Source organism: Sporosarcina thermotolerans, from assembly GCF_042658975.1.
Classification (GTDB): domain Bacteria; phylum Bacillota; class Bacilli; order Bacillales_A; family Planococcaceae; genus Sporosarcina; species Sporosarcina thermotolerans.
This window is the reverse complement of sequence record NZ_JBHSRM010000003.1, coordinates 166,362-188,325: the sequence shown is the minus strand read 5'-3', so window position 1 is coordinate 188,325 and position 21,964 is coordinate 166,362. Positions and strand designations below refer to the sequence as shown.

Sequence of the window (21,964 nt, the reverse complement as noted above, 5' to 3'; positions counted from 1 at the left end):
TGTTTCCCTATTCTTTATCAGCATCCGACAGCATAAACTGTCGATGCGGGTAACTTCAATTCGTTTGCTGACGATTTTCAAGGGCGAATGGCATATTTTATCAAAAACATTTAATTTTCTAAAAGGAATAAACGTCGTATAGTAATTGAAAAGGTCCCTTATAAGGAGGAATTGAACGTGGCTAAGAAGATTGTAGCGATAGTCCTTGCAGTTTCTGTTGTGGCATTCAGTTTTGCGATTTACGGAGGAGTTAAACCTGCTGTAGAACTGCTTGCTTCATTTGAAAAGCAATATGTGCAGCATAAAAGCGATGTCCAACTCGTGAAAATTGAGGTTGGAGAGGATCTGATAGGACAAGTTAAGAAGTAACCGGAGGAATAAAAAACGGCAAACCTAAGAAATGTCTGCCGTCTTTTGCGTTCTGTCTTGCAAGGCGGTCGGTTGCGAGGCCAATTGCAAATTACACCTTTTGGCTATTTATTCTATTAAATGAGTTATAATCACTACTCTGAGATAGAGTATGGTTTTTGTATTAATTAAAATATAAAATAGATCAAAACTTTAATGGAATGTCTATGAGATGTATGGATTATTATGATTCAGTACTGATTTTATGGCTTCTTTTATTTCTTCATATCCTGTACAACGACATATGTTTGATTGTAACCAGTTTTCAATTATATAATCATTAGCATCAGGATGAATTAGGCTAAGTGCATGACAATTCATAATAAAGCCAGATGTACAATACCCGCATTGAAAACCCCAATGCTCTAAAAATGCTTTTTGAATTGGTGCATTCTTCAACCCTTCAATTGTAGTGATTTTTTGATTTGCACTTTCACAAGTTAACATAAGACATGACTTCATTGGCCAATCGTTCACTAAAATTGTACAGGCACCACAATCACCATTTTCACATCCTGGTTTTGCCCCTGTTAGTCCTAGTTTATCACGAAGGGTGGTTAGAAGTGTTTCGGCTGACCTAACAATTACACTACTTTCCTCGTCATTGATAGTTAAATGTATATTCTGTTCCATGTTATTTCTTTTCTCCCTTAAGCTCCAAAATTGTCTCTTCCAATGTATTGTATAGGACAAATTGCCTATAATCTGCGGATCCATGTAAATCATTGAGGATCGGAGCAGGAATATTCTTGATAGCCCTCATAATTCGCTCTTCTATTGGCAACTCTTTTCTATTCAATTCTCTCTCAAAATTCGTGGAACGAAAAGGAAAATCACATAATCCGCTAATAGCTATTCTAATTTGGTCTTCTATTTTTATAGCAGAAACCGTTAGAAGAGGGTAACTGATTCGATCAATTCTCGTCTCTTTTTTACTGACAAATGGTAATTTGAGATAATTTTCAGAAACAAGAATTTGTGCGATGAACTCTCCAGGCATTAGATTGATTTTCCTATTGAAGGCTTCATGAATTGAAACTTGCCTTTGCCCATATTCTCCCCCTACTACTAACAAATCACTATCTGTAAGTAATAAAGGTAAGACTGCTTCCTTGTATTTAATATGTCCAGAGATATTTCCACCTAACGTAATTTTAACTCTAGCTGTATGATCTGCTATTCGACTACAGTTCTTACTTAACAATGGGAAATCATTCATTTCTTCGATTTTTGCTAAAGGAAGGGATGAACCCAAAACCAGTTGGTTATTCCTAAACACATATTCGTTACACTCTTTAATTTCTTTAATATCAATTACAGCCTTTGTCTCAATGCCATTTATTCTCGACATTGTAATTATTTCCGTACCGCCATTATAAAAAAGCGGTTTCTTTCCTTCTGTGTATAATTTTCGATAGATTTTAACCGCTTTTGAAATAGAAGAAGGCTTATGATATTCAAAATTAAATGGAATCAAATTTTGCCCTCCCTCTTCCTTTTCCATATTTCCTCCGGGACTAAGGGCAGTTGATTTAAAGGAATATCTGCTGCTTTAGATAGACTGTTTGCGAGTGCAGCCGGCATCCCTATTAATCCATGCTCTCCGCAACCTCTCGCGCCATATGGAGCGTTTAATTGTGGTGATTCAATAAATTCAACAACGTACTCTGGATTTTCTCCATAGCGAAATACTTTATAGGTGCGAAACTGATTATTTTGTAAAATACCAAATTCATTAAAAGAAAAAGCCTCTCTACTTGCCCAACTAAGGCCCATGCTCATTGCACCTGTTACTTGCCCTCGAGCCCCTTTAGGGTTTAATACTTTTCCGATATCAATGACTGATATAGCCTTAATAATCTTATACATATATGTTTTGGTATCAAATTCAACTTCTACAGCCTGGGCACCTACTGTCCAATCTGGTCCTGATTGGCCTTCTCCTGTTTCAGGGTTAATAGTCGTTAAATGTTGCATAATGTAACTTCCACGTCCTATTATGAGTCCTCCTATTGAATGTCCGTTCGGGTATTTATAACCATTTGCAATGTCCTTTACATGTACGAATTGTATTGGATTACTTTTCAAAAAAACCCTTTCATCCGCAACATCCAGATCTTCAGGAGAACAATGTAATACGATGGAAGCAATTCTACATAATTGCTGAATTGCATCTTCTGCTGCCTTTAAAACAGCATTTCCTACCATATTAATCGAGCTACTAGCAACAGTTTTCCAATGCTTGGGATTTACTTGCGTATCGACTTCCATCATGACATGTATTCTACTTGTATTCATTTTCATTCTTTCAGCTAAAATTTGTGCCAATACTGTTTTTGTTGCTTGTCCAATCTCTACTACACCACAACTAAGATTTATACTTCCATCTTTATTGAAAGTAATGATAGCACCAGAAGAAGCATCGGTTGGAGTTATAGATGTTTTCCAAAGACAGCTTATTCCCTTTGTTCTAATCAGTCGATCAGATAAGTGTACTTTTTGACCCTCGTCCCAGCTGATTAATTCTTTTAATCGATCGAGGCACTTAGAAAGATTGCCTATGTTACTCTGAGTAAGAAGTGTTTGTGAGGGTGTTGTATCGCCAGGTTTTAAAGCGTTTTTCATTCTCAATTCGATTGGATCCATTTGTAGCTTTTCAGCGAGAAGTTCCATTGTCCTCTCAATGGGAAAGGTAAGCTCTCCATGTCCAAACCCTCTAAAAGATGTAACATACGGGTGATTCGTATAGACACAAAAGGAATCACACCATACATTGTCTATTTTATAAGGTCCTGTACAATCCAATGCTGCGCTTTTCGTTATATCTGAGGCTTCGTCAACATAAGCACCAGAATCGAAAGAAAACATAATCTCAGCCAGCATTAATTTTCCTTCCTTAGTTGAACCAAGTTTTACTTTCGCATTTAGTCCGATATGCACAGGCGAAGTTGTCATGTCATCTTCTCTTGAATTAACTAATTTAACTAATCTTCCTTCTACGGCTTTCGAGGCTGCAAAAGCAATCAGTTCAAGCTGAACTGCAGCTTTCCCTCCAAAACCTCCTCCTACTAAAGGGGTATGAACAATTACTTCATTTTCATTAATTGAAAAATACTTGCTAATTTGTTGCTTTACTTTAAAAGGGGCTTGGCTAGAGGTGTGAATAATCACTTCTCCTGAGGGCAAGATTTCCGCTCGAACAGCACGAGTCTCCATCGCAGCATGATCAGATTGAGGTATTGAAAATTCTGCTTCTACCATTACCTCACTTTGTTCACGTCCTATTAAGATATTCCCTTTTCTGACTTTAGTTCGGTTAGCTATGTTTGTTTTTGCTTCTGGATATACTTGTTGAACTTGATAATACTCCATTAACCGTTCATGTACTAAAGTTGGTGTGCTTTTTAATGCCTCCGAAATTGAATTGACAACTGGAAGGGGCTCATACTTTACCTTGATGAATTGACAAGCATATTGTGCTTCATGTTCACTGTTAGCAACAACGATAGCAACGGCTTCTCCAAAATATCGAACTTTTTCATTGGCCAATATTGGGCGATCATGTATAATACTTCCCGTCAAAAAAGGCATATCCTGTCCAGTAATGACAGCTTTTACACCTGAACACTTTTTAGCATCTGCTGTACAAATAGATTCTATTTTGGCATGAGCATAGGAACTTGTCAGTACTTTTGCATATAACATACCAGGTGCTGTAAAATCCCCAGTATAATGAGCCGTTCCTGTAACCTTATTCATTCCTTCTTTTCTAAGAACACTCTTACCAATCACGTTTAGGATTATCTCCCTTCGAAAACATTCAAAAATATGGATTTGGTGGCATAATTTATTATTTGCGTCTTTGACTAGTTATAAACATAAATAATTTAGCATACTTTACTTTTTCAGTGCGTAGTCTTTAAACAATTCGCGAAATTCCGAGAGCGCCTGTAGTTAATTTCATTTGTTTAAAATTATCATGTGGGCATGGAAATATTTAAACTCGAAAAGCACTGTCGATAATAGTGGCGATTTAAATTGATCAAGTGTACGAATTAGGTCCTTCCGAATCAATCATGATTGATTCCACACGTCCGCATTATTGGTACAACTATACTGACAAAGAGGTCAGACTGCTTTGTGTTTCCTCAGAAGTGAAGGGTGAATAAAAGACAAGAAGCTTTGATATTCTCGTTCAAGGCTTCTTGTCTTTTTTATTTTTATCTTCTCGATGATATTCCGAAACCTGTACAACCCGTACTTTTCCAGTATGCAACTCATGATAAATTCCACGGCTGTCTGTAAATGAAACATAATGATCCCGCTCGTTTTGTACAAGTTTTTGAGCGCCTTCCATTGAGTCGGTGTGAATAAAACGTCTTATATAATGCTCTTCATCAAAGAAATATGTTATTTTAAATTCCTGCATGGGATGGGGCTCCTTTACTTACAATTTTCTACATTATTTCTTGGGAAATGAGAAACCGTTATTTTATATACCTTTCCCTCTTTAAAGTGGATTCATGCCGGATTATAAATGATGCATTCTGACAAAAAGCGACATATGGGAATAAAAAAACCGGAAGAAATAGAATTTCTCCCGGTTTAAAACACACCTTATTTTTCACATGCATAGCCATCTTTATCGCGGTCCATTTTTGCTTGGTAAGCAGGATGGCTTTGTGGAACGCCGCTTGGATATTTCTTCCGAAGTTCTGTACAGTTTTTGAAGATTTCCTTTCCTTCGGTGGTAGTGCTTAATGTTGTGTTAGGAGAAGTAGCCGGTTTAGACGCGGATCCTCCCGTTGATGCAGATACTTTCGAACTAACTGCGTCACTATTGAATCCAGAATCCGTCGCGTAGTTTTCAACCGACCAGATACCAAGCCCTTTTTTCTTTGCTACTGCTTGCGCTTCTTCGTAAGGTGTCAGATGACGTGTGTTTGGCGGATACACATACGCTACCCGAGCCAAACCTTCCGAAAGCAATGTCTCCTGAACACTTTTCCCGTCGACATAGATGTAAGCAAGCAATCTATCGTATTTATCATAACGTTCCCCGACATCGAATTCGATTGATAGTTCACCGCTATTCACCAATTGCCGATTACGCTCCTTGGCTTCCTCGCCAAACGGCTGCTTGCCAAGCTGCGGGTGACTGGTTTCAGGCGTGTCAATCAATAAATATCTGACGTTTACCTCTTGCCCGTTATAGAGAATCTTAATCGTATCCCCGTCGATTGTTTTAACCAATTTGACTGGTATATGCGCTGTTGTACCCGCCGTTTCGGTCTTCTTCACGGGAGCGGGTTTAGCAGTGGTTTCCTTTTTCTCAGATGAAGCGTTAGCCACAGTGTTATTTTTTGGAGCTTCTGATTCGGTCACTATTGTTTTATCTTTTGAAATATCTTCTTTTGAAGTGTCTTCAATAGATTCATTTTCTTTTGGTGTTTCCTGATTCTTAGTTGTTTCAACCGTTGATTTTTCATTAATATCTACATCCGGTGCACTTGCGCACCCAGTTAGAATTAGCAATAATCCGACAATAACTGATAACCAAACTTTCAAATTTATAGGCCTCCAAGTATTTATAAAATCTATTCTAAACCATCAATTAGTATATCGGAAAAATAAGTAGAATGCGAGTAGAGAGTGCCTCCCCAAAATATCACAATGTCACCGCAACCAAGAAATTCCTACGACGACTCATCGATTTTCTAATTAATCCGAACCGGATTTTGTTGTATGATAGAACGTATGGTTTTAATTCGGAGAAGGATCAAAAGGAAAGGAGGGTGTCGTGGTGAAAAGCAATGAAATGATGAATGAAGTGATGAGATGTCGTCTCGATATGACACATCGGGCACGTAAGGAAATCGGGAACTGGGCAATTGACGAGAATGAGCTCTTTTCCATGCAGGAACATTTTGCTGTCTACATCGAAAAACTCCCCGCCAAACAAGAGAACATGACATTCTCCTTCTATTTCGACCCGGAAGCAAATGCACAGCTTGCCAACCACCTGAAAGAGCGGGTGGCGGTTATGGAATGCGTCTATAAAAATGAAGGTTTCCTTGCGACAAATTTCCGAGTGAAAGGTCGAAAAGAGCCTGTTCGGACGAATCGCCGGCTTGGCGTCCGCCTGAAATTCGCGGTCAACCAGCGTACGGGCAGTTCGATGCCAATCGAGTTGTATACGCGCCTTCGGGAGTTGCCTGTTGCGCAGGAACGTTCGGAATATGTTGAAAAACGCATTAAGAGCTGGGAAGGATACTTGCGGATTGAGGAGAAGAATGCGGACGTTGCTGATATAACTGCCCATTTTTCGCAGGCACACGTTAATGAATCCTTTAACCAGCTAACAATCACATGCAGTGGACTTGATGCGAAAGGTTGGGGTGCAATCACGGGTTTCAGTGCGAAACTCAAAGGTTCGGGTGATGATCTCGGAAATGTGGTTGATGTGAATCGTGGAAAACGCACCGTTAAAATCGAGTTAAGCCGGAAGTATCAAGCGATAGCGCGACGAGGCTCTTTATTGCCGAAAGATGCACGGGAAATTGTTTTCAGCAATTTTGCGGAATTAAGCCAGATCCGGCGGCTGCGGAGAGGATTTAAGGATCTTCAGGACGGTTTCGCGGCAAATCCGAATTTGGAGAAAATCTTATTCGAAGAACGCCCAGTTGTCCAAATTACGAACAAGCGACTGGAGCTTGAGTTCCATCATGCGTTAAACGAATTCCAACAGGACGCTGTCATTGGCGCAATGTCGGCGAATGATTTATATGTCATTCAAGGACCTCCAGGAACAGGGAAGACAACGGTGATTTCGGAACTTTGCCATCAGTTGATGAAGGCGGGGCACCGGACGCTTGTCGCTTCTCAGTCGAATTTGGCTGTCGATAATGCGCTTGGGCGCTTGCTGTCCGATCCTGGTATCCGGATATTAAGGTATGGACGAACGGAAAGCATCGAGGAGGAAGGGAAGCGGTTCATCGAAGAGAATGTTGCCCTTCATTGGCGTGATGAAACATTGGCAGCAGTGAATGAACAGCGGGACAAACGCGATGACCGTAAACGACAAATTGAACTCGAACTGGAACAGAATAAGGTAGAGATCGAGCGTCTTAAGGCGGAATTGGAAGTTGCAGAACGGCAGATAGTCGAAAAACATGCAGCTGAAGTGGAAGCAAGTGATTTGTCGAAGCAGCTTGAACCATTGCGTCAAAGGGAAAAGGAACTAACCCGAGAACGGATTGAGATAGAGGAGCAACAGGCGGAGTTATCCCGATTGATAGAAAAACTCTTCATCGAAATACAAAGTAGTGAAAAGGCTGTAGCTGACGCTAAAATCAGTCCTGAGATTTATGAAAAAATGACGAAAACAGATCGTAGCCTGACGACACAGCGTAAAATGCTCCGCTATTTCCAAACGATTGAAGCCATTGATTATGCAGAAATGGCTTTCCGGAGGTTGAAAGAGGAGTCGGGCATAATTGAAGCGAAACGTGGACCGTTGACTCGGTTTTTGGAACAGCTGTCTTCAGTGAAGAGGCTTCAGGAGTTAGAGGAACTTTATGCAGCTCATCAAATCGAGCCATCACTTCCTGTAAAACTTGAAATCAATGCACTCCAGCGTTTACGTGTAGAAATTATTAATGGAACGTATCCGTATGCTCTTCTTGAATGGAATGAAGTGGCGGAACGTCTGTCGAACGGGATTGAATACGCGAAGAAGATTCTCAAAAAGTATTATTATCCCGTTGAAGAAGTGCGGAGCAAACAGAATGATAAATACAAGACGCCTGAAGAGATGCATGAAATGCTTGATAAAATCAGCCGTTTCTTCGTTTTGCCAGCTACTAAAAAAACATTGGCAATGCCTGCGAGCCCAGAGAAAGCTGCTTTATTGCATCGGCTTGCCGAGAATTTGGCTTATTTATATGGGAAAACTGAGGAAGTTAAAAAACATTCGGTAACTATAAAGACGTCATCTGATCGTGAGGCGGCGGGGCGATTCTCGTCGTTGAAATCAGAAATCATGGATGAAATGAGGGCTGAGCTTGCCGAATTGACGGATGTTGAGGAAAAGGCAAACCGGGAAATCCGCGAACATGTGGAACAACTACGCGGATTAAAGGATGAAAGTCTAACGCTTGCCGATCTTTTAGACGAGCATATTAATCGACATGATGTGGAAAAAATGATTGCGGAACATGAAAAGGAACTTGCTGAATTTGAGAAGCGGAAGGATTTATTCCAAAAGGCTGAACTTGCTTTAAAGGAGAACATCGAAAACAGAGAGTCTGCTGCAGATCAGTTGTCGAATTTACAGGAAACCTTGGAGGCACTTAGTAAGAATGAGTCCGAGTTGGCGATTGAGATTCAAAGATGTGAGGGTCGAATTCGGGATCTTCAGGAAATCATCGAATCTGAACCTGAAAAGCGTAAACAGGAAATCGGTGTGGAAATTGAAACAAAACAAACTACAGCTGCTGTGTTACATAAAGAGCTTGTGCAATTGCCTATTGCAGGTGCCTTGCAGGATGAATGGAGTAAGTTGTTAGGAAGTGCGAGTGAATTTGACTTGGATGAAATCCGAAAGCTGTATGTGAAGCATGCAAATGTTATCGGGACGACTTGTGTCGCTTCGGCTCGGCGTGATTTCATGGAAGACTATCCGAATTTCGATGTTGTCATCATCGATGAGGTGTCGAAAGCGACGCCTCCTGAGCTCCTACTGCCAATGCTGAAAGGGAAAAAGATTGTCCTTGTCGGGGATCATCATCAGTTGCCGCCACTTGTTGGCCGGGAAACGATGGATGAATTCATTGAGGAAATCAAGGATCTTGAAGAGAAGAATCAATTGCGCGGGATGCTGAAGGAATCGCTTTTTGAGCGGTTATTCAGAAGCTTGCCGAAGCAGAATAAGACGATGCTTGGTATTCAATATCGGATGCATGAGGAGATCATGGAGACAATCACTCCGTTTTATGTAGATGGGAATTATCGGCTACAATGCGGGTTAGAGGATTCTGACGTCGCGCGAGACCATCTACTTTCATCACGGTTCCTAAGTCGCGATGACCATCTGTTGTGGTTTGATATGCCGAATAATCCTTCCTATTTTGAGGCTCAAGTGAAGGGCGGAACGAGTCTTTATAATGAAGCGGAATTGCAAAGGGTTAGGGAGCTGCTTCTTGAAATTGAGGAAGCGACTGAAGTTGCGAAGAGCGAAGATCGACTAAAAGCAGATGCGAAGAAAAGCGTTGGTGTGATCAGTTTCTATGGTGAGCAGGTGAAGCGGATTGATCGGCTCATCGAACAGGAAATCATGCCGAAGCATTTGCATTGTAGGACTGGTACTGTTGATAAATTCCAAGGTATGGAAATGGATATTATCATTTTGAGTTTCGTTCGGAATCATAATCAGCCAAGTGGAACAATTGGATTTGCCGAGGATTACCGACGGTTGAATGTTGCGTTATCGCGTGCCAAGGAATTGCTGATCATCGTTGGCAGTTCGGAGATGTTCATGAACCGGCCGAAAAATGCGGAGACGAAGACCATGTATACAAGATTGGTGGAAAAGGTGAAATTAGGTGGAGGATTCAGGGAGTTCGATTCGGTGCTGGAAAGGAATGGGTAAATGGACGTGGAAAAACATCTTCGGAATGAAATACTAAGAGACCCGAACGTGAAACTGCTTGCCACGGAAAAATGGGCATTGCCGATTCAAGTGATTGATGTCGAATTCGAAACGGTGAAGAGGACGAAGATGGATGTCCTAATGAAGATGTTGTTAATTGCATTTAAGACTTCGGAGTTTTCTTCTGTCGAAGTTGTGAGCGACATATTGGTAGTGGAGCCGTTATTCGTCCAAGACATCACCGATCGAATGAGCCGGGCTGGATTGATTGTGAAAAATAGCGGTGTCTATTCCTTGACCGAAGCCGGAAGGCAACAATTGGATGCCGGGATTTTTGTCGAATCACCCGAGATAGAGGAAGCGACAGTCTATTATAGTCCGTCGCATACCTGCTTTTTGACCGGCGAACCGGAAGATGCGGAAGGGAAGGCATACAGATATGCTGAGGAATTCCGCCATGTGAATAAAATTAGTGAAGCCGAATGGCGTGCTGCACTCGATCAGATAGATGCAACTTCTGTAGAAGGCGACGCGCAAAAGGTAGTCCATGCCATATCGTCGGTTAACGAGCTACAAAGGATTTCGGTCCCTTGCCTGGAGTTTCAATTACACCAAACTGCTGAGGACAGGTTGTTTGCGAGAGTATGGAACACGATGACGAGCCAGTGGGACGAAAAGCTTGAAGTGCAAGTCATGGAGAGGGAAATTACGGAATGGCGGGAAAAGTATTTAGGGGAATAGGAAAATGAAAAACACCCATGGTGAGAATCCATTGGGTGTTTTACTCTTTCAATTTTCGAGCCCCGCTTCTGATTCGTCCAAAGGGATCAGCTCGTAGCCTTCATACCCGTTTTCAATTAGAGGGCGATCCACATTCCGGGCCTTTTCAAATTTTCCATTCATGTAAAGTAATAGCGCACCTTCCTGAACAGCATGGAAATACTTTTTTGCCTCGCCATCCGTGAATCCGGAGTCATGCAGCATACTTCGGACATTTTTTTCTCCTGCCAGAAATCCCATGAAACGATTGAACAGATTAAACGGAGAATCCGGGTCAGATAGTGTAGCATGACGCCTGAGTTCATCCACTGCCTTTTCGTCTTTCATGACGATATACAAATCCTGCTCTTCAACGCCTTTATCCAACAGTTCTTGAATTTTGTAAATTAGGCGCTCCTGATTCGGAAAACTGCCAATGAATGTTTTTCTCATAGTTCAACCTCCTTGTCCATCGTTGTTTTCGAAAATACCCTTCTTGACGGAAAAGGAAACAATTGATTTATTTTAATAAATGGGGCAGTCTAAATAAAGTTGCGTTGTGATACGGTGTGTTTATGTTGTGATACGACGACTTTAGATTGTGATACACCGCATTGTGTTGTTCATCCTTACGTTACTCAACCCGTTTTTCTTATCCTCCAAATCACGCCTGTATTAGGCAATGCAGCCTCGTCGGAAAATAGTCCGAAATCGGCCACGTATAGAACATCTTCCTCACCGAAAACTGCATCGATTGGCCGTTCGAAACCACCGCTATTAGAGAGGGAGGCTGGAAGGCCACCTCGGTTAATGGCAAATGGAAACACTTCGCCTGTTTGCATATCAATGCGGGAAACGCGATGTCCGACAAGGGGAAGCAATCTACCACCCGTTGTTATCGGTTCGTCGGCTCCGAACTCGGCAATGTACACATCTCCGATCGGACCGAATGCAGATTTTTCATTGAAGCTGAACCCCATTGTGGCGGAGTGTGGCGGGAATACGGTTACAGGCATTGGTGGTTGCATCGGATGTTCCGCAAATAGGAATTCAGGTTGCTCTTCGTTTTCCGGCTTGAACTGTGGCATTGTCAGAGGAAGCCCACCCGTGTAATCAGGAAATCCATACCACATTCCTGGACGTATCCATTGGAATTCATCGGGGGAATTGGCAACGGGACGACTTCCACGGACATCCATTCCATGGTTCGCGGCGAATAGCCGATCATAACTATCAAAATGGATTCTGAATGGATTTCGCAAACCCCATGCGACGAGCTCTAAATCGGAGCCGTCCGGATTCGCTCGCAGAATGCTGCCGCTTGCGCGAACGATGCCGTTCACCTTTTCTCCGGGATAACTTGGAACGCCAAAAGGTGAGTATGCCCCCGTATCGACTTCTTGATTGCCATCTGAAAATGTTGTAGTTGTGAAGTTTTGTCCTTTTAATGTAATGTCGCTGCCCGTGTAATCATGAAAGAACGGATGCTCTTTCACCCAGTCATTGTCTAATCCAACGACTCCACTATTGGTCGCAGTCCCTTGCCCGAAATACATTTTACCATCCCGGCCAAACACCACACGGTTATTATGGTGATCCCCGTTGCTCGGTAGCCCTTCAATAATGTCCTTTTTCGTTCCGTCAGGCAGGATCATCGTCACATAACGTCTATGCGCAACGTAAATATTGCCCTGATACACTGTAATTCCCGTCAAAGGTGGGTTAAATCCATCTGCTATGACTGAAAAGCCATTCTCCGTCTGTTTTAATACCTTTCCATTCCCATCCGCAACCCCTGAATCAGCGACAAGCATCTCGCCATTCTCCGTGAAAGTGATGTTAATGGGGGTCGTTAAATCCGTTGCAAACACATCAATTTCAAAGCCATGTGGTACTAAAATATCTTCCGGATTCAGCCTACGGGACAATGAATTAGTCGTCATTTCCTTGTTAATCAAAACGCAATGCCTCCCTTTCATACCTCTATCAATCTATTCAAGAATCGGGTAACAGGTACCTAATGTTAGGGAATATACTAAGGAGAAGAAGGCAAAAGGAGGAATGGTTTTCCGTATACTTAGATCCTTGCCCTTTTATCCAAGGGCTGTTCATAAATCGATGACGTTGAAATGGTCGCAGAGTGAAAAGATGATGTTCGCTGCATTAATGTCAGCACTTGCGGCGGTGCTTCAATCGGCTGGTGGTTTTTTACCGGGTGTAGGATTTTTCATAAGTCCCTTTGCAACTGCACCGATATTTATGGCCACACTAATTTCTTTTCGATGGGGAAGTGTTTCTTATTTATTGACCATTTTCCTATTGGTTTTGATTCAACCAAGTGAATTAATGATATTCCCGTTCACAACTGGTGTTTTAGGTATCGCAGTGGGATGGGCGATACGTACTCAGGTGAACCGACTGAATGCGATTTTCATTGGCGAGATCGTCTTGTTCATTGGGATTTGTATTCCACTTTTTGTGCTTGGTTTCCCAGTGTTTGGCCCGGGAGTCTCTTCATTAAATTTGATTACGGTCCTAATGATTTTGGGTTTTTCATTATTTTACAGCTGGGTATGGATTGAATTCGGCTTGTTTTTAATACGCAGGCTGAGGCGGTTCTTAAGTTAGCATCAGATGAACACGTGACAGAAAATTGTTTAATAGAGGAGTTTGAAATTGGGAGAATCAAAAGTTCATTTGAATGGCTGGATGGATGATTATTTGACGAATCAGAACCGATTCGTTTGGACTCCGTATATGGCATTCATGAAAGAACAGCGGGAAACGAATGAGCATCTTGTCATTGTCGTCAACCGATTGGAACAGGTATGCGGGAGACTTCTTGATATCGTCAGTCGCCAACAGAATAGCCATAGGAATCGGTATTTTCAATTGCGCGACCGGATTTGGGAAGTCCAGGAAAAGCTGCATTCTGATTCCGTAAAACAAGATACGATACGTGAAGAGTTAGGCAAGCAAGGGGAGGCGGTGTTCCGTTTACGGAAAAGCCTTCAAAATCATCGGATGTCAATGCGCCAGTTCACAGTTAATCAGTTTGACGATATGCATGTGATTCTGGACATGCTTGATCGGATTGAATCTGATAACGCCAAGGTCATAGGGAAGTTGGAGGCGCAGGAAATTCAACAGTTGCAAGAAGCGGAGTCAGTGGAGAAGTCGATTGAAAAAATTTTGCATGCGAAAAAAAGTATCGGCAGATTGCTTTCCAAATTGCCGCCTACGTATCCCATTCAGCAAATCGTCGTAGAAGGCTCAGTCATTCCGGTGATAAATTTGTTAAATGTTGACGAAAAGAAGGGTTTCGCGTTTTTTACGGCTGATACCGGTGTCGTGACAGTTGCCATCGATAAATTGGATGCCATTCAGTGGTGAATATTGAAGGAAAAGCAGGCTTGCATAATGGCTTGCTTTTTTGGTTCTATAATATTTGTTGGGGTGTTCGTACAAATTCAATAAAAAAATGCACGTAAATCACCATTTCTTTTATACTTGAATTGTCGAGAAACAAGTAAACGAAAGGTGATACGTGCACATGAATTCTAACATGAATATTCCAGGATTAAAAGATGTAAACATTGAAAAGATAGAAGAGGTCGGAGAGCGGACTGCACTTCATGTTTCGCTTCCAAGGAAGCCCCACAAATGCCCTGCATGTGGGGCGATGACAACTAAGATTCATGATTATCGCATTCAGAAGATCAAGCACCTCAAGTGGTTTGAACGTTTAACAGTTCTTTTTTATAAACGTCGTAGGTATGCCTGTTCATGCGGAAAGCGCTTCTCAGAGACATCCCCCTTCGTGGATAAGTATCAACGCTATACGAAAGAGTGGAATCAAGTTGTACAAGTCCGATCAGTCAAGGCGAAAACATTCAAAGAAGCAGGAGAAGTACTTGGTACCTCTAGCTCGACAGTGATCCGCCGGTTCAAGGAAGTGGCGAAAAAGCAGATGAAAAGTGGTGTCCGATTACCAAAGGCCATTGCGATTGATGAATACAAGGGCGATACAGATGCCGGTACGTACCAACTGATTATTGCGGATGCAGAAACACACGAACCCCTGGATATCTTACCGAACCGAAGGAAAGAAACGATCAAGGATTATCTATGCCAATACGGGACTGACGTTGAGTTAGTGGTTATGGATATGAATCCAAGCTTTAAGGCAGCCGTAAAAAAGGCTTTGGGTCGCCCCGTTATTGTCGCAGACCGTTTTCATTTTTGTCGCTATATCTACTGGGCGCTTGATGAAGTTCGGCGGAAAGTGCAGAAAGAATGGCATGCGTATGACCGCAAGAAATGTAAAAGGATGCGGCATGTGTTATATAAACGTATCGAGAAATTAACGGAAAAAAACCGTTGGTATTTAGATCGATATCTAGGCATGTCTGATGAATTGAAGAAGGCATACGAACTGAAAGAGGCGTACTGTGAGTGGTTTGATTGGGCAAAGAATGCAGAGGATTTGGTAGAAGTGAAAAACCGACTAGAAGCCTTTTACCGTAAGGTAGAGAAAGCCGGTATTCCAGCGTTTTCAAGAGCTATTCAAACGTTCAAAAACTGGCAAGTAGAGATTTTGAATAGTTTTGGATTTAAGTATTCCAACGGTTTCCTTGAGGGCATTAACAATAAAACAAAAGTGATGAAGCGCAATGCCTATGGTTTTAGGCGTTTTGATCACTTTAAAGCAAAGATCTTATTAAACATTCGATATAAAGAAATTGGAGTTCATTTAGGATAAGGAGGATTTTCTTATAACAATATTGGTATAAAAGAGATTCGTTGATTGGAGCGAAAGGCGGCGACTCCTGCCGGAATAGCATGAGCTGAAGACCCTGGACTGAGCGAAGCGAGGGAAGCGGCTGAAGCCATGCCGGCGGAAAGCGTCCGCCTGTAGTGCAAATCAACATTATTCATAGCAAAATTTAAGTTAAAGAAAGTTAAAGGGTGATGTGCAAATCACATCACCCCAACATTTGATTTAGAACCGCTTTTTTTGATTCGTAAAGCGCATAAATTCGTGGAATCACGCATAAAACGCGCTAAAAACGCATAAAAAATTTTTATGAGTATTTATGTGAATTTATGAGCTTTTAGCGGAATTTATGCGTACTTCGTTCATTTTATGCATTTTTTCTTACAATTAATAAATTATTTTCTGGACAACCGTGGCGGCAACCTAATCAGAGTAAGTTCACTGTAATACAGTATAGAGAACCCTTTTTCGAAGGGGTTTTTAAGGAATAGGGTGAAACATCTTATGAGTAACACAACTAGGACAAACAATGAACACATTTGCGAGTTGTAATCGACATTGCCTCCACCTCTACTTTGATATAAATAATTCGCGGTACCATATGAAACAACAAACATCGTTGACTGCAACAGTACCTCCCAACTCAAAGTTTAGGCTTTTTAGGGACTTGCCATGGACAGGCAACTTATTCTAATTCCGCCTAATAGACTGTCGTCGCAGACAGCAATAAAATCTCTCTAATTTGAAATATGATATCCGAACAACCCGGGCTGAGGTAGCATCCAGCCAGCTTAATCCCTTCACTCTTATGGTTGAAAGTATCAACTTGTCAAAGTAATATCGTAAAAATGTTTGAAACTCATCTACCATTGGCAATGTGCAATCTCGTGATCTATTAGACTATCAATGCAAATTCACCCTAAACCTTAACGTGTCATCTCTGTCTCACCCCAAACGGACAGAGCGCGAAAAAGACCCGCAAAGCATGTCCAGCTTTGCGGGTCTTTCTTTCAACTTTTATTCATAATCTGTTTTCTTACGGCTTTCGTTGACAGTCGCTTCTCCGCCAACTCGTCCAAAATTCGTATCTGTTCCTTCGTGCAAATTCGAATCTTGGAAAGCCCCGGATGAATAGTTATTCGAAGAAAATTCATTCGACTCGAAATCTGAAATACGATTTGCGCCTAAATTCGGATCTGATCCTATATCCGACACACCAAAACTGTTACGGGAATAATTTGTATGAAATAGATTCACTTCGCCTTGGTCCACATATAATAGCTTCCCGCCGGTCTTAATTTCAGTATAATAATTTTCCATATCTCCTTCGGAAACACCAACCTCTTGGAGCATGCTTCGGACATGATCCTCACCAGTAAGAAAATCGATGAAACGATTGAACCAAGAATCAGGTGTTGTTTTCACATCACCATATTTCATCCCTTGAAACATTCTTATATCGTTTTCGTCCTCTGCAATCACGTAAATGTTCTCGCCTTCGAAACCTTGGGATTTTAATTGGTCTATTTTCGCCATCAATTCCGAATCGTCATGGTACATACCTACAAATTTCTTTTCCTTCATGTAGATTGCCTCCTTTTTTCGTGATGATTAATCAAATACCCGTATTGGAAAATATGAAAACATTTTTCGCTAATAGTAATGTGGATTTTTATTTCGAAATAATATGGACTTATTCATGACTCGTTGCGCCAATTCATCAATAGTAAGTTCTACATTGCGGTTCCAAATATTATAGTATAACAACGCCATGGGAGGGATGCTGTGTTAATAGATGGGGTGTTTGCTGGTGGCGGGTTGAAAGGTTTCGCTTTGGTCGGTGCGTACCAAGTGTTGGAGGAGCAAGGATATCGTTTTAAGCGATTGGCGGGAACGAGTGCCGGTGCAATTATTGCATGTTTCATAGCAGCAGGGTATTCGGGTAAGGAAATTGAGGCGATGATGCAGGAGGAAAATTTAGAGTCTCTGTTGGATCCCCGCAAGTCACTCCTTCCAATCCCTTTTATGAAATGGTTGGGATTGTATCGGCGGATGGGGCTTTATCAAGGAAAAGCTTTAGAGGATTGGTTTTTCGAAAAGCTGTCGGAGAAAGGGCTTTATACGTTTTCAGATTTGCCGCCTGGGTCATTAAAATTGGTTGCGTCGGATTTAACGCATGGCAAGATGATCGTTTTGCCGGATGATCTCGTTCATTACGGTATCGAGCCTGGGATGTTTCCAATCGCAAGAGCGCTTCGGATGAGTTGCAATATCCCTTTTTTCTTCGAGCCAGTACGTTTTAGGGCGCCAACGGGAGAAGCAATTGTTGTGGATGGCGGAGTTCTTAGCAATTTCCCGATGTGGATTTTCGACGACGCGGAAGGGAAGAAGGAACGTCCTCTAATCGGTATGAAATTGAGCTCAAACAGTAAGGAAATGGGTGGAAGGGAAATCACCAATGCACTCAACTTATTCGAAGCACTGTTCTCCACAATGAAAAACGCTCATGATGAACGATATATCTCACGTAAGCACGAGAAAGATATTATTTTCATTCCTGTTGAACAATACAGCGCCACCCAGTTCAATATGGAGGACGAACAAAAAGACGTACTCATGGAAATAGGGCGGTCACGAACGAACCAATTTCTGCAAACTTGGCCACATGCCAATGGGAGCAAGAGGAATTTTCGAGTAATATAAAAAAACGCTGGTACATATAACGTACCGGCGTTTTTTTATTTACGTCTAGACTCCGGGCGCTGAAGGGGATGCCTTAATTTCTGCAAAGAGCGCAGAAATACGGCAAATCGAACCCTGCGCTGTTCGATTGGCTCGGGTCATAAGTCAAATCTGCTATGTGGCAAAAAGCGCCACGCCGCATCTTCGCCTTATGCCTGTCGCCTCTATGCAGGCGCCCTGCGCTTTTGTTCTTAAAGACGTTTAAAACTATGGAATTTTGATTTCCAATAACTATTGCTTAGGCTTACGATTTGTGATTGTTTACCGCCGGCATGAACGAATTTGTTATTCCCGATATAAATGCCGACATGTGAAATGCCTTTGCGGTATGTATTTTGGAAGAATACCAAGTCGCCTGGTTTTGGTTCACTCACTTTTTTAGATTGTGCGAATTGACCTAATGTGTCACGAGAAACCGATTTGCCAGATTGTTTGTAGACATATTGGACGAACCCGCTGCAATCGAATCCTTTCGTGGAAGTGCCTCCGAATCGATAAGGAATGCCTGTCAAAGACTTCGCTTTTTGAACAACTGATGCATTGTTTGCTGTTTTGGTAGCCGCACCATTCTTTGTTAATAAAGTGCTAAGTGCCCAGCCTGTTTTGCCATTCACCTTAACGTTATACCAAACTTCTTTTCCAACATTCTTTTGTCCAACAACCGAAACCTCTGTACCTTTTTTCGCTAATAAAACAATTTTATTCCCAGTTCCTGCTCCGGAACGGATATTTACATTATGAGCTGTTGTATATGTGCCGTTATTTACTGATACTGATTGGGATGCCGGTGAACTAGCTTCTGCATCTCCAGTTGTAAATCCAAATGCCAATGAACCTGCTACGATTAACGATAAAGCAACTTTCTTCATGCTTTCCCCTATCTACCACTGATCTATATGGCTTTTTATTTTTATATAAGTTACTGATCACAGTAATCATTGTAAAGATTGAACATTACAGGACGGGGGCAATTAAATTACAAATATATTACAGGCGAGTTACATAGCGGAGATACATGATGTTTCTTGAGTTTGATTCATTGCAATTATCCATGATTTCAGAAAAGTATTATATTAAACCGATGTGTATCCTTTCTTTTTTCAGCACATACTATATAAGGAGTAATGAGAATTGGAGGGATTACACAATGATTCAAGTCATCTACATGATGAATGCTGCGGACGACCATAGGAGAAACGCAGAGACGATTCGCAAAACTACTGGGAAGATCAAGATAGAGGCGATGAAAGTAGAAGAAAAACGGCTGAATGGGCGATAAGATCCATTCGGTCGTTTTTTTTGTGGGAAATTGGAAAAGGGTTGCTCTCGTCTTGAGAAGCAACCCTTTGATTTATAGTAACTTTTTTAGTTGAAGTTTTGTGTTCATCTTTAGAATTCGTGATCCGAATTAAATTGAAAATGATCAATGCCGCGGTCATTTTCCACTGGATGTCTTCTATCCTTAAGCAACGCAAGCCCTGCCTACTCTTGCGTCCTTGCGACCCTTTAGCCGCGCCAGTGTGAATAAGTGTCCTCAAAAACAGTACGTAGAATGCCAAGTCAAATTATAAAGTTACTACGTTTGTTAACTGATTGATTATAGCATGGAATTGTGGATAAAGCAAGGGGAATAAAAGTATCCCCGCATTCCCATAAAAACTCCCCCAATCTTCCTATCAAAAAAAATATACTATTTTCATTGTGAAAACATTTTTTGGTATAACAGTAAATTAAATAAAAACCTTACAAGATAGTAAGTTAGCGAAATACAATTGTCATTAATTCCACCTATTCATATACTGTTTTTTATTATATAATAATAACATCATACAGAAGGAGTTGGGGATGGCTTGAAGCCTATTTCGAAATTTGCAACGAAGATTGTCGTCCTTGTTGTCTTAGTCATTGGGATTGTAGCAAGTGTCGGATGGTATGTTTCGGGTGCGAATAAGGGGATAAATGTATCGTTTTCAGAATTTGAGAAGACGATCCAGGCTCAAGATGACCAACAGTTAGCTTTAAGGGAAAAGGCTGATGGTACATTGTATTTGCAAACGGAAGGTGAACTGTACATTACACAGGTCCGTCCGCAAAGCCAATTAGCTGAACGATTAATGGAAAAATATAACCTTTCATATAAATTTGTTGATAATAGCCAATATAGTGGTTTGATCATTGGTGGTTTAATTATTGCGGCGTTTTTAACGCTGTTGGTCCTCCATAAAAAAGGGAAGTTGGGTGCTGGTATTTCTTCAATGAAGAATGGGGCATCTAAAGCGACTCCTCTTCCTGACATTACATTGGATGATATCGGTGGACTTCCTGAGGAAATGAAGGACGAGATTCACCAGACATTGTCAATTATTAAAGACCCAGTGCGCGCCACGCAATTAGGGATTCAGGCGCCAAAAGGGCTTTTATTATACGGGCCTCCTGGGACAGGGAAAACATTGCTTGCTCAAGCGATTGCCCATGAAATTGGGGCGACTTTCTATTCATCAAGCGGTTCCGCCTTCACGGAATTGTTTGTCGGAGTTGGTGCATCTCGTGTACGAACATTATTCCAAAATGCGCGGAAGCATCGCCCGGCAGTCATTTTCATCGATGAAGTCGATGCGCTTGCTGGTAAACGAAAAGAGCATGGTGGGGAAGAATCGGAGAAAACATTGACTGAGCTGCTTGTTCAATTGGATGGCGGCAATGACAATGAAGGGATTCTTTTCATCGCTGCGACGAACCGGAAAGATATGTTGGATGAAGCATTCCTTCGTCCAGGCCGTATCGACTATACATTCAATGTGCCGCTGCCGGATACGAATGGTCGCCGCGAAATCATTGATATTCATACGAAAGGCCGTCTGTTAGCTGATGAAGTGTATGCATCACTTGATGTATTGGCGGAAAGCACTTCCGGATTTTCGGGTGCTGAGCTTAGTTCTTTATTCGAAACGGCAAGTAAACGTGCGGTCCGTGATGGTCGCCAACAGATTGATAAGGGCGATCTCGATTTTGCGATTGACCGTACGATCCTTGGTAGTACATCACGTGCTTTGAATGATATTGACACGAAAAGAAGAGTCGCAATCCATGAATCAGGTCACGCGCTGATTGCTGCGTTAACAAAACCGGGATCTGTCCGTAAAGCGACAATTATTCCACGTGGACAAGCGCTTGGATATGTTGCCCCGATTCAGAAGGAACTTCATTTGCAGACTGCAAGTGAATTGATGGACCAAGTAAGCATGATCCTTGCGGGGGGAGTTGCCGAACGGCTTTACCTTGGCGAGCACAGCATCGGCGTCAGCGGCGATGTGCAGCAAGCGAAGGATATCATCGAACGGATGGTAGACACTGGCTTGTACCAAGATAGCTTCACGTTGACGTTTAATAAAGGCGAGAAAGAAATGAAAATGCAGGAGATTTTCGGTGAGGCAATTGGTAAAACTGAAACGCTTATCCGTGAAAATGCTGCGCAGTTTGAAGAGTTGGTCGAAGTTTTATTCCAAAAAGAAACTTTGGATGGAACTGAGATTCAAAAAATTGTGGACAGCAAAGTTGTGCAGCTTGATGAGTTAGTCGTCGTATAATTGGATAGATTAAAATCAACACTCCCAGGTTCAATTGGGAGT

The 21,964-nt window shown here is 41.8% G+C and carries 18 protein-coding genes; 9 read left to right on the top strand and 9 right to left on the bottom strand.

Features of this window, described 5'->3' with window-relative positions; genetic code table 11:
* Positions 1-177: 177 nt before the first annotated feature.
* Positions 178-369: a hypothetical protein gene (locus tag ACFPZG_RS03775; protein WP_283732753.1), complete on the top strand. Its 192-nt coding sequence runs from the start codon at positions 178-180 to the stop codon at positions 367-369.
* A 204-nt stretch (positions 370-573) separates the two neighbouring features.
* Here the strand turns inward: ACFPZG_RS03775 and ACFPZG_RS03770 are convergent, their stop codons facing one another.
* The 5 genes from ACFPZG_RS03770 to ACFPZG_RS03750 all read right to left on the bottom strand — a co-directional run bounded on the left by ACFPZG_RS03770 (position 574) and on the right by ACFPZG_RS03750 (position 5,976).
* Positions 574-1,041, bottom strand: coding sequence for a (2Fe-2S)-binding protein (locus ACFPZG_RS03770; RefSeq protein ID WP_283732752.1), 468 nt, complete (start codon positions 1,039-1,041; stop codon positions 574-576).
* A 1-nt stretch (position 1,042) separates the two neighbouring features.
* Complete coding sequence (locus ACFPZG_RS03765) at positions 1,043-1,912, bottom strand: FAD binding domain-containing protein (protein WP_317940255.1); 870 nt, start codon at positions 1,910-1,912, stop codon at positions 1,043-1,045.
* Positions 1,882-4,167: a xanthine dehydrogenase family protein molybdopterin-binding subunit gene (locus tag ACFPZG_RS03760; protein ID WP_317940417.1), complete on the bottom strand. Its 2,286-nt coding sequence runs from the start codon at positions 4,165-4,167 to the stop codon at positions 1,882-1,884. Before ACFPZG_RS03760 ends, ACFPZG_RS03765 begins: the two co-directional genes overlap by 31 nt.
* A 436-nt stretch (positions 4,168-4,603) precedes the next feature.
* A complete protein-coding gene (locus tag ACFPZG_RS03755) occupies positions 4,604-4,837 on the bottom strand; it encodes a hypothetical protein (RefSeq protein WP_283732751.1) in 234 nt (77 codons plus the stop codon).
* 188 nt (positions 4,838-5,025) lie between these two features.
* On the bottom strand, positions 5,026-5,976 hold the full coding sequence (locus ACFPZG_RS03750; protein ID WP_317940254.1) for a thermonuclease family protein: 951 nt from the start codon (positions 5,974-5,976) through the stop codon (positions 5,026-5,028).
* 235 nt (positions 5,977-6,211) lie between these two features.
* On the opposite strand from ACFPZG_RS03750, the gene ACFPZG_RS03745 reads away from it, so the two are divergent.
* A complete protein-coding gene (locus ACFPZG_RS03745) occupies positions 6,212-10,057 on the top strand; it encodes an AAA domain-containing protein (protein WP_317940253.1) in 3,846 nt (1,281 codons plus the stop codon).
* On the top strand, positions 10,058-10,798 hold the full coding sequence (locus ACFPZG_RS03740; protein WP_317940252.1) for a hypothetical protein: 741 nt from the start codon (positions 10,058-10,060) through the stop codon (positions 10,796-10,798).
* 48 nt (positions 10,799-10,846) lie between these two features.
* On the opposite strand, the gene ACFPZG_RS03735 is transcribed toward ACFPZG_RS03740, so the two are convergent.
* Positions 10,847-11,269: a general stress protein gene (locus ACFPZG_RS03735; protein WP_283732746.1), complete on the bottom strand. Its 423-nt coding sequence runs from the start codon at positions 11,267-11,269 to the stop codon at positions 10,847-10,849.
* 185 nt (positions 11,270-11,454) lie between these two features.
* Positions 11,455-12,774 (bottom strand): PQQ-dependent sugar dehydrogenase, encoded by a 1,320-nt coding sequence (locus ACFPZG_RS03730; RefSeq protein WP_317940251.1) that lies wholly within the window; start codon positions 12,772-12,774, stop codon positions 11,455-11,457.
* Positions 12,775-12,934: 160 nt separating this feature from the next.
* On the opposite strand from ACFPZG_RS03730, the gene ACFPZG_RS03725 reads away from it, so the two are divergent.
* From ACFPZG_RS03725 to ACFPZG_RS03715, 3 genes are all read left to right on the top strand, one after another.
* A complete protein-coding gene (locus ACFPZG_RS03725; RefSeq protein ID WP_283732743.1) occupies positions 12,935-13,444 on the top strand; it encodes a YybS family protein in 510 nt (169 codons plus the stop codon).
* 48 nt (positions 13,445-13,492) lie between these two features.
* A complete protein-coding gene (locus ACFPZG_RS03720; RefSeq protein WP_283732742.1) occupies positions 13,493-14,209 on the top strand; it encodes a hypothetical protein in 717 nt (238 codons plus the stop codon).
* A 154-nt stretch (positions 14,210-14,363) separates the two neighbouring features.
* Entirely contained in the window at positions 14,364-15,578 is a 1,215-nt protein-coding gene (locus ACFPZG_RS03715; protein ID WP_317941406.1) for an ISL3 family transposase, read from the top strand.
* 1,032 nt (positions 15,579-16,610) lie between these two features.
* Here the strand turns inward: ACFPZG_RS03715 and ACFPZG_RS03710 are convergent.
* Positions 16,611-17,177, bottom strand: coding sequence for a general stress protein (locus tag ACFPZG_RS03710; RefSeq protein ID WP_283732741.1), 567 nt, complete (start codon positions 17,175-17,177; stop codon positions 16,611-16,613).
* A gap of 201 nt (positions 17,178-17,378) precedes the next feature.
* Here ACFPZG_RS03710 and ACFPZG_RS03705 point away from each other — a divergent pair, with 201 nt between their 5' ends.
* Positions 17,379-18,296 (top strand): patatin-like phospholipase family protein, encoded by a 918-nt coding sequence (locus ACFPZG_RS03705; RefSeq protein WP_283732740.1) that lies wholly within the window; start codon positions 17,379-17,381, stop codon positions 18,294-18,296.
* Positions 18,297-18,526: 230 nt separating this feature from the next.
* On the opposite strand, the gene ACFPZG_RS03700 is transcribed toward ACFPZG_RS03705, so the two are convergent.
* Complete coding sequence (locus ACFPZG_RS03700) at positions 18,527-19,204, bottom strand: C40 family peptidase (RefSeq protein WP_317940569.1); 678 nt, start codon at positions 19,202-19,204, stop codon at positions 18,527-18,529.
* 278 nt (positions 19,205-19,482) lie between these two features.
* Between ACFPZG_RS03700 and ACFPZG_RS03695 the strand changes: the two genes are divergently transcribed.
* Positions 19,483-19,614: a hypothetical protein gene (locus ACFPZG_RS03695; RefSeq protein WP_283732737.1), complete on the top strand. Its 132-nt coding sequence runs from the start codon at positions 19,483-19,485 to the stop codon at positions 19,612-19,614.
* A 571-nt stretch (positions 19,615-20,185) separates the two neighbouring features.
* Positions 20,186-21,922 (top strand): AAA family ATPase, encoded by a 1,737-nt coding sequence (locus tag ACFPZG_RS03690; protein ID WP_317940570.1) that lies wholly within the window; start codon positions 20,186-20,188, stop codon positions 21,920-21,922.
* The last annotated feature ends 42 nt before the right edge of the window (positions 21,923-21,964 follow it).

What these genes read in the sequence shown, in the direction of transcription:
- ACFPZG_RS03760 (WP_317940417.1), bottom strand. Translation starts at nt 4,167, where the DNA reads ATGAATAAGGTTACAGGAACGGCTCATTATACTGGGGATTTTACAGCA.
- ACFPZG_RS03735 (WP_283732746.1), bottom strand. Translation starts at nt 11,269, where the DNA reads ATGAGAAAAACATTCATTGGCAGTTTTCCGAATCAGGAGCGCCTAATT.
- ACFPZG_RS03700 (WP_317940569.1), bottom strand. Translation starts at nt 19,204, where the DNA reads ATGAAGAAAGTTGCTTTATCGTTAATCGTAGCAGGTTCATTGGCATTT.
- ACFPZG_RS03725 (WP_283732743.1), top strand. Translation starts at nt 12,935, where the DNA reads ATGACGTTGAAATGGTCGCAGAGTGAAAAGATGATGTTCGCTGCATTA.
- ACFPZG_RS03765 (WP_317940255.1), bottom strand. Translation starts at nt 1,912, where the DNA reads ATGGAAAAGGAAGAGGGAGGGCAAAATTTGATTCCATTTAATTTTGAA.
- ACFPZG_RS03695 (WP_283732737.1), top strand. Translation starts at nt 19,483, where the DNA reads ATGATTCAAGTCATCTACATGATGAATGCTGCGGACGACCATAGGAGA.
- ACFPZG_RS03740 (WP_317940252.1), top strand. Translation starts at nt 10,058, where the DNA reads ATGGACGTGGAAAAACATCTTCGGAATGAAATACTAAGAGACCCGAAC.
- ACFPZG_RS03710 (WP_283732741.1), bottom strand. Translation starts at nt 17,177, where the DNA reads ATGAAGGAAAAGAAATTTGTAGGTATGTACCATGACGATTCGGAATTG.
- ACFPZG_RS03770 (WP_283732752.1), bottom strand. Translation starts at nt 1,041, where the DNA reads ATGGAACAGAATATACATTTAACTATCAATGACGAGGAAAGTAGTGTA.
- ACFPZG_RS03755 (WP_283732751.1), bottom strand. Translation starts at nt 4,837, where the DNA reads ATGCAGGAATTTAAAATAACATATTTCTTTGATGAAGAGCATTATATA.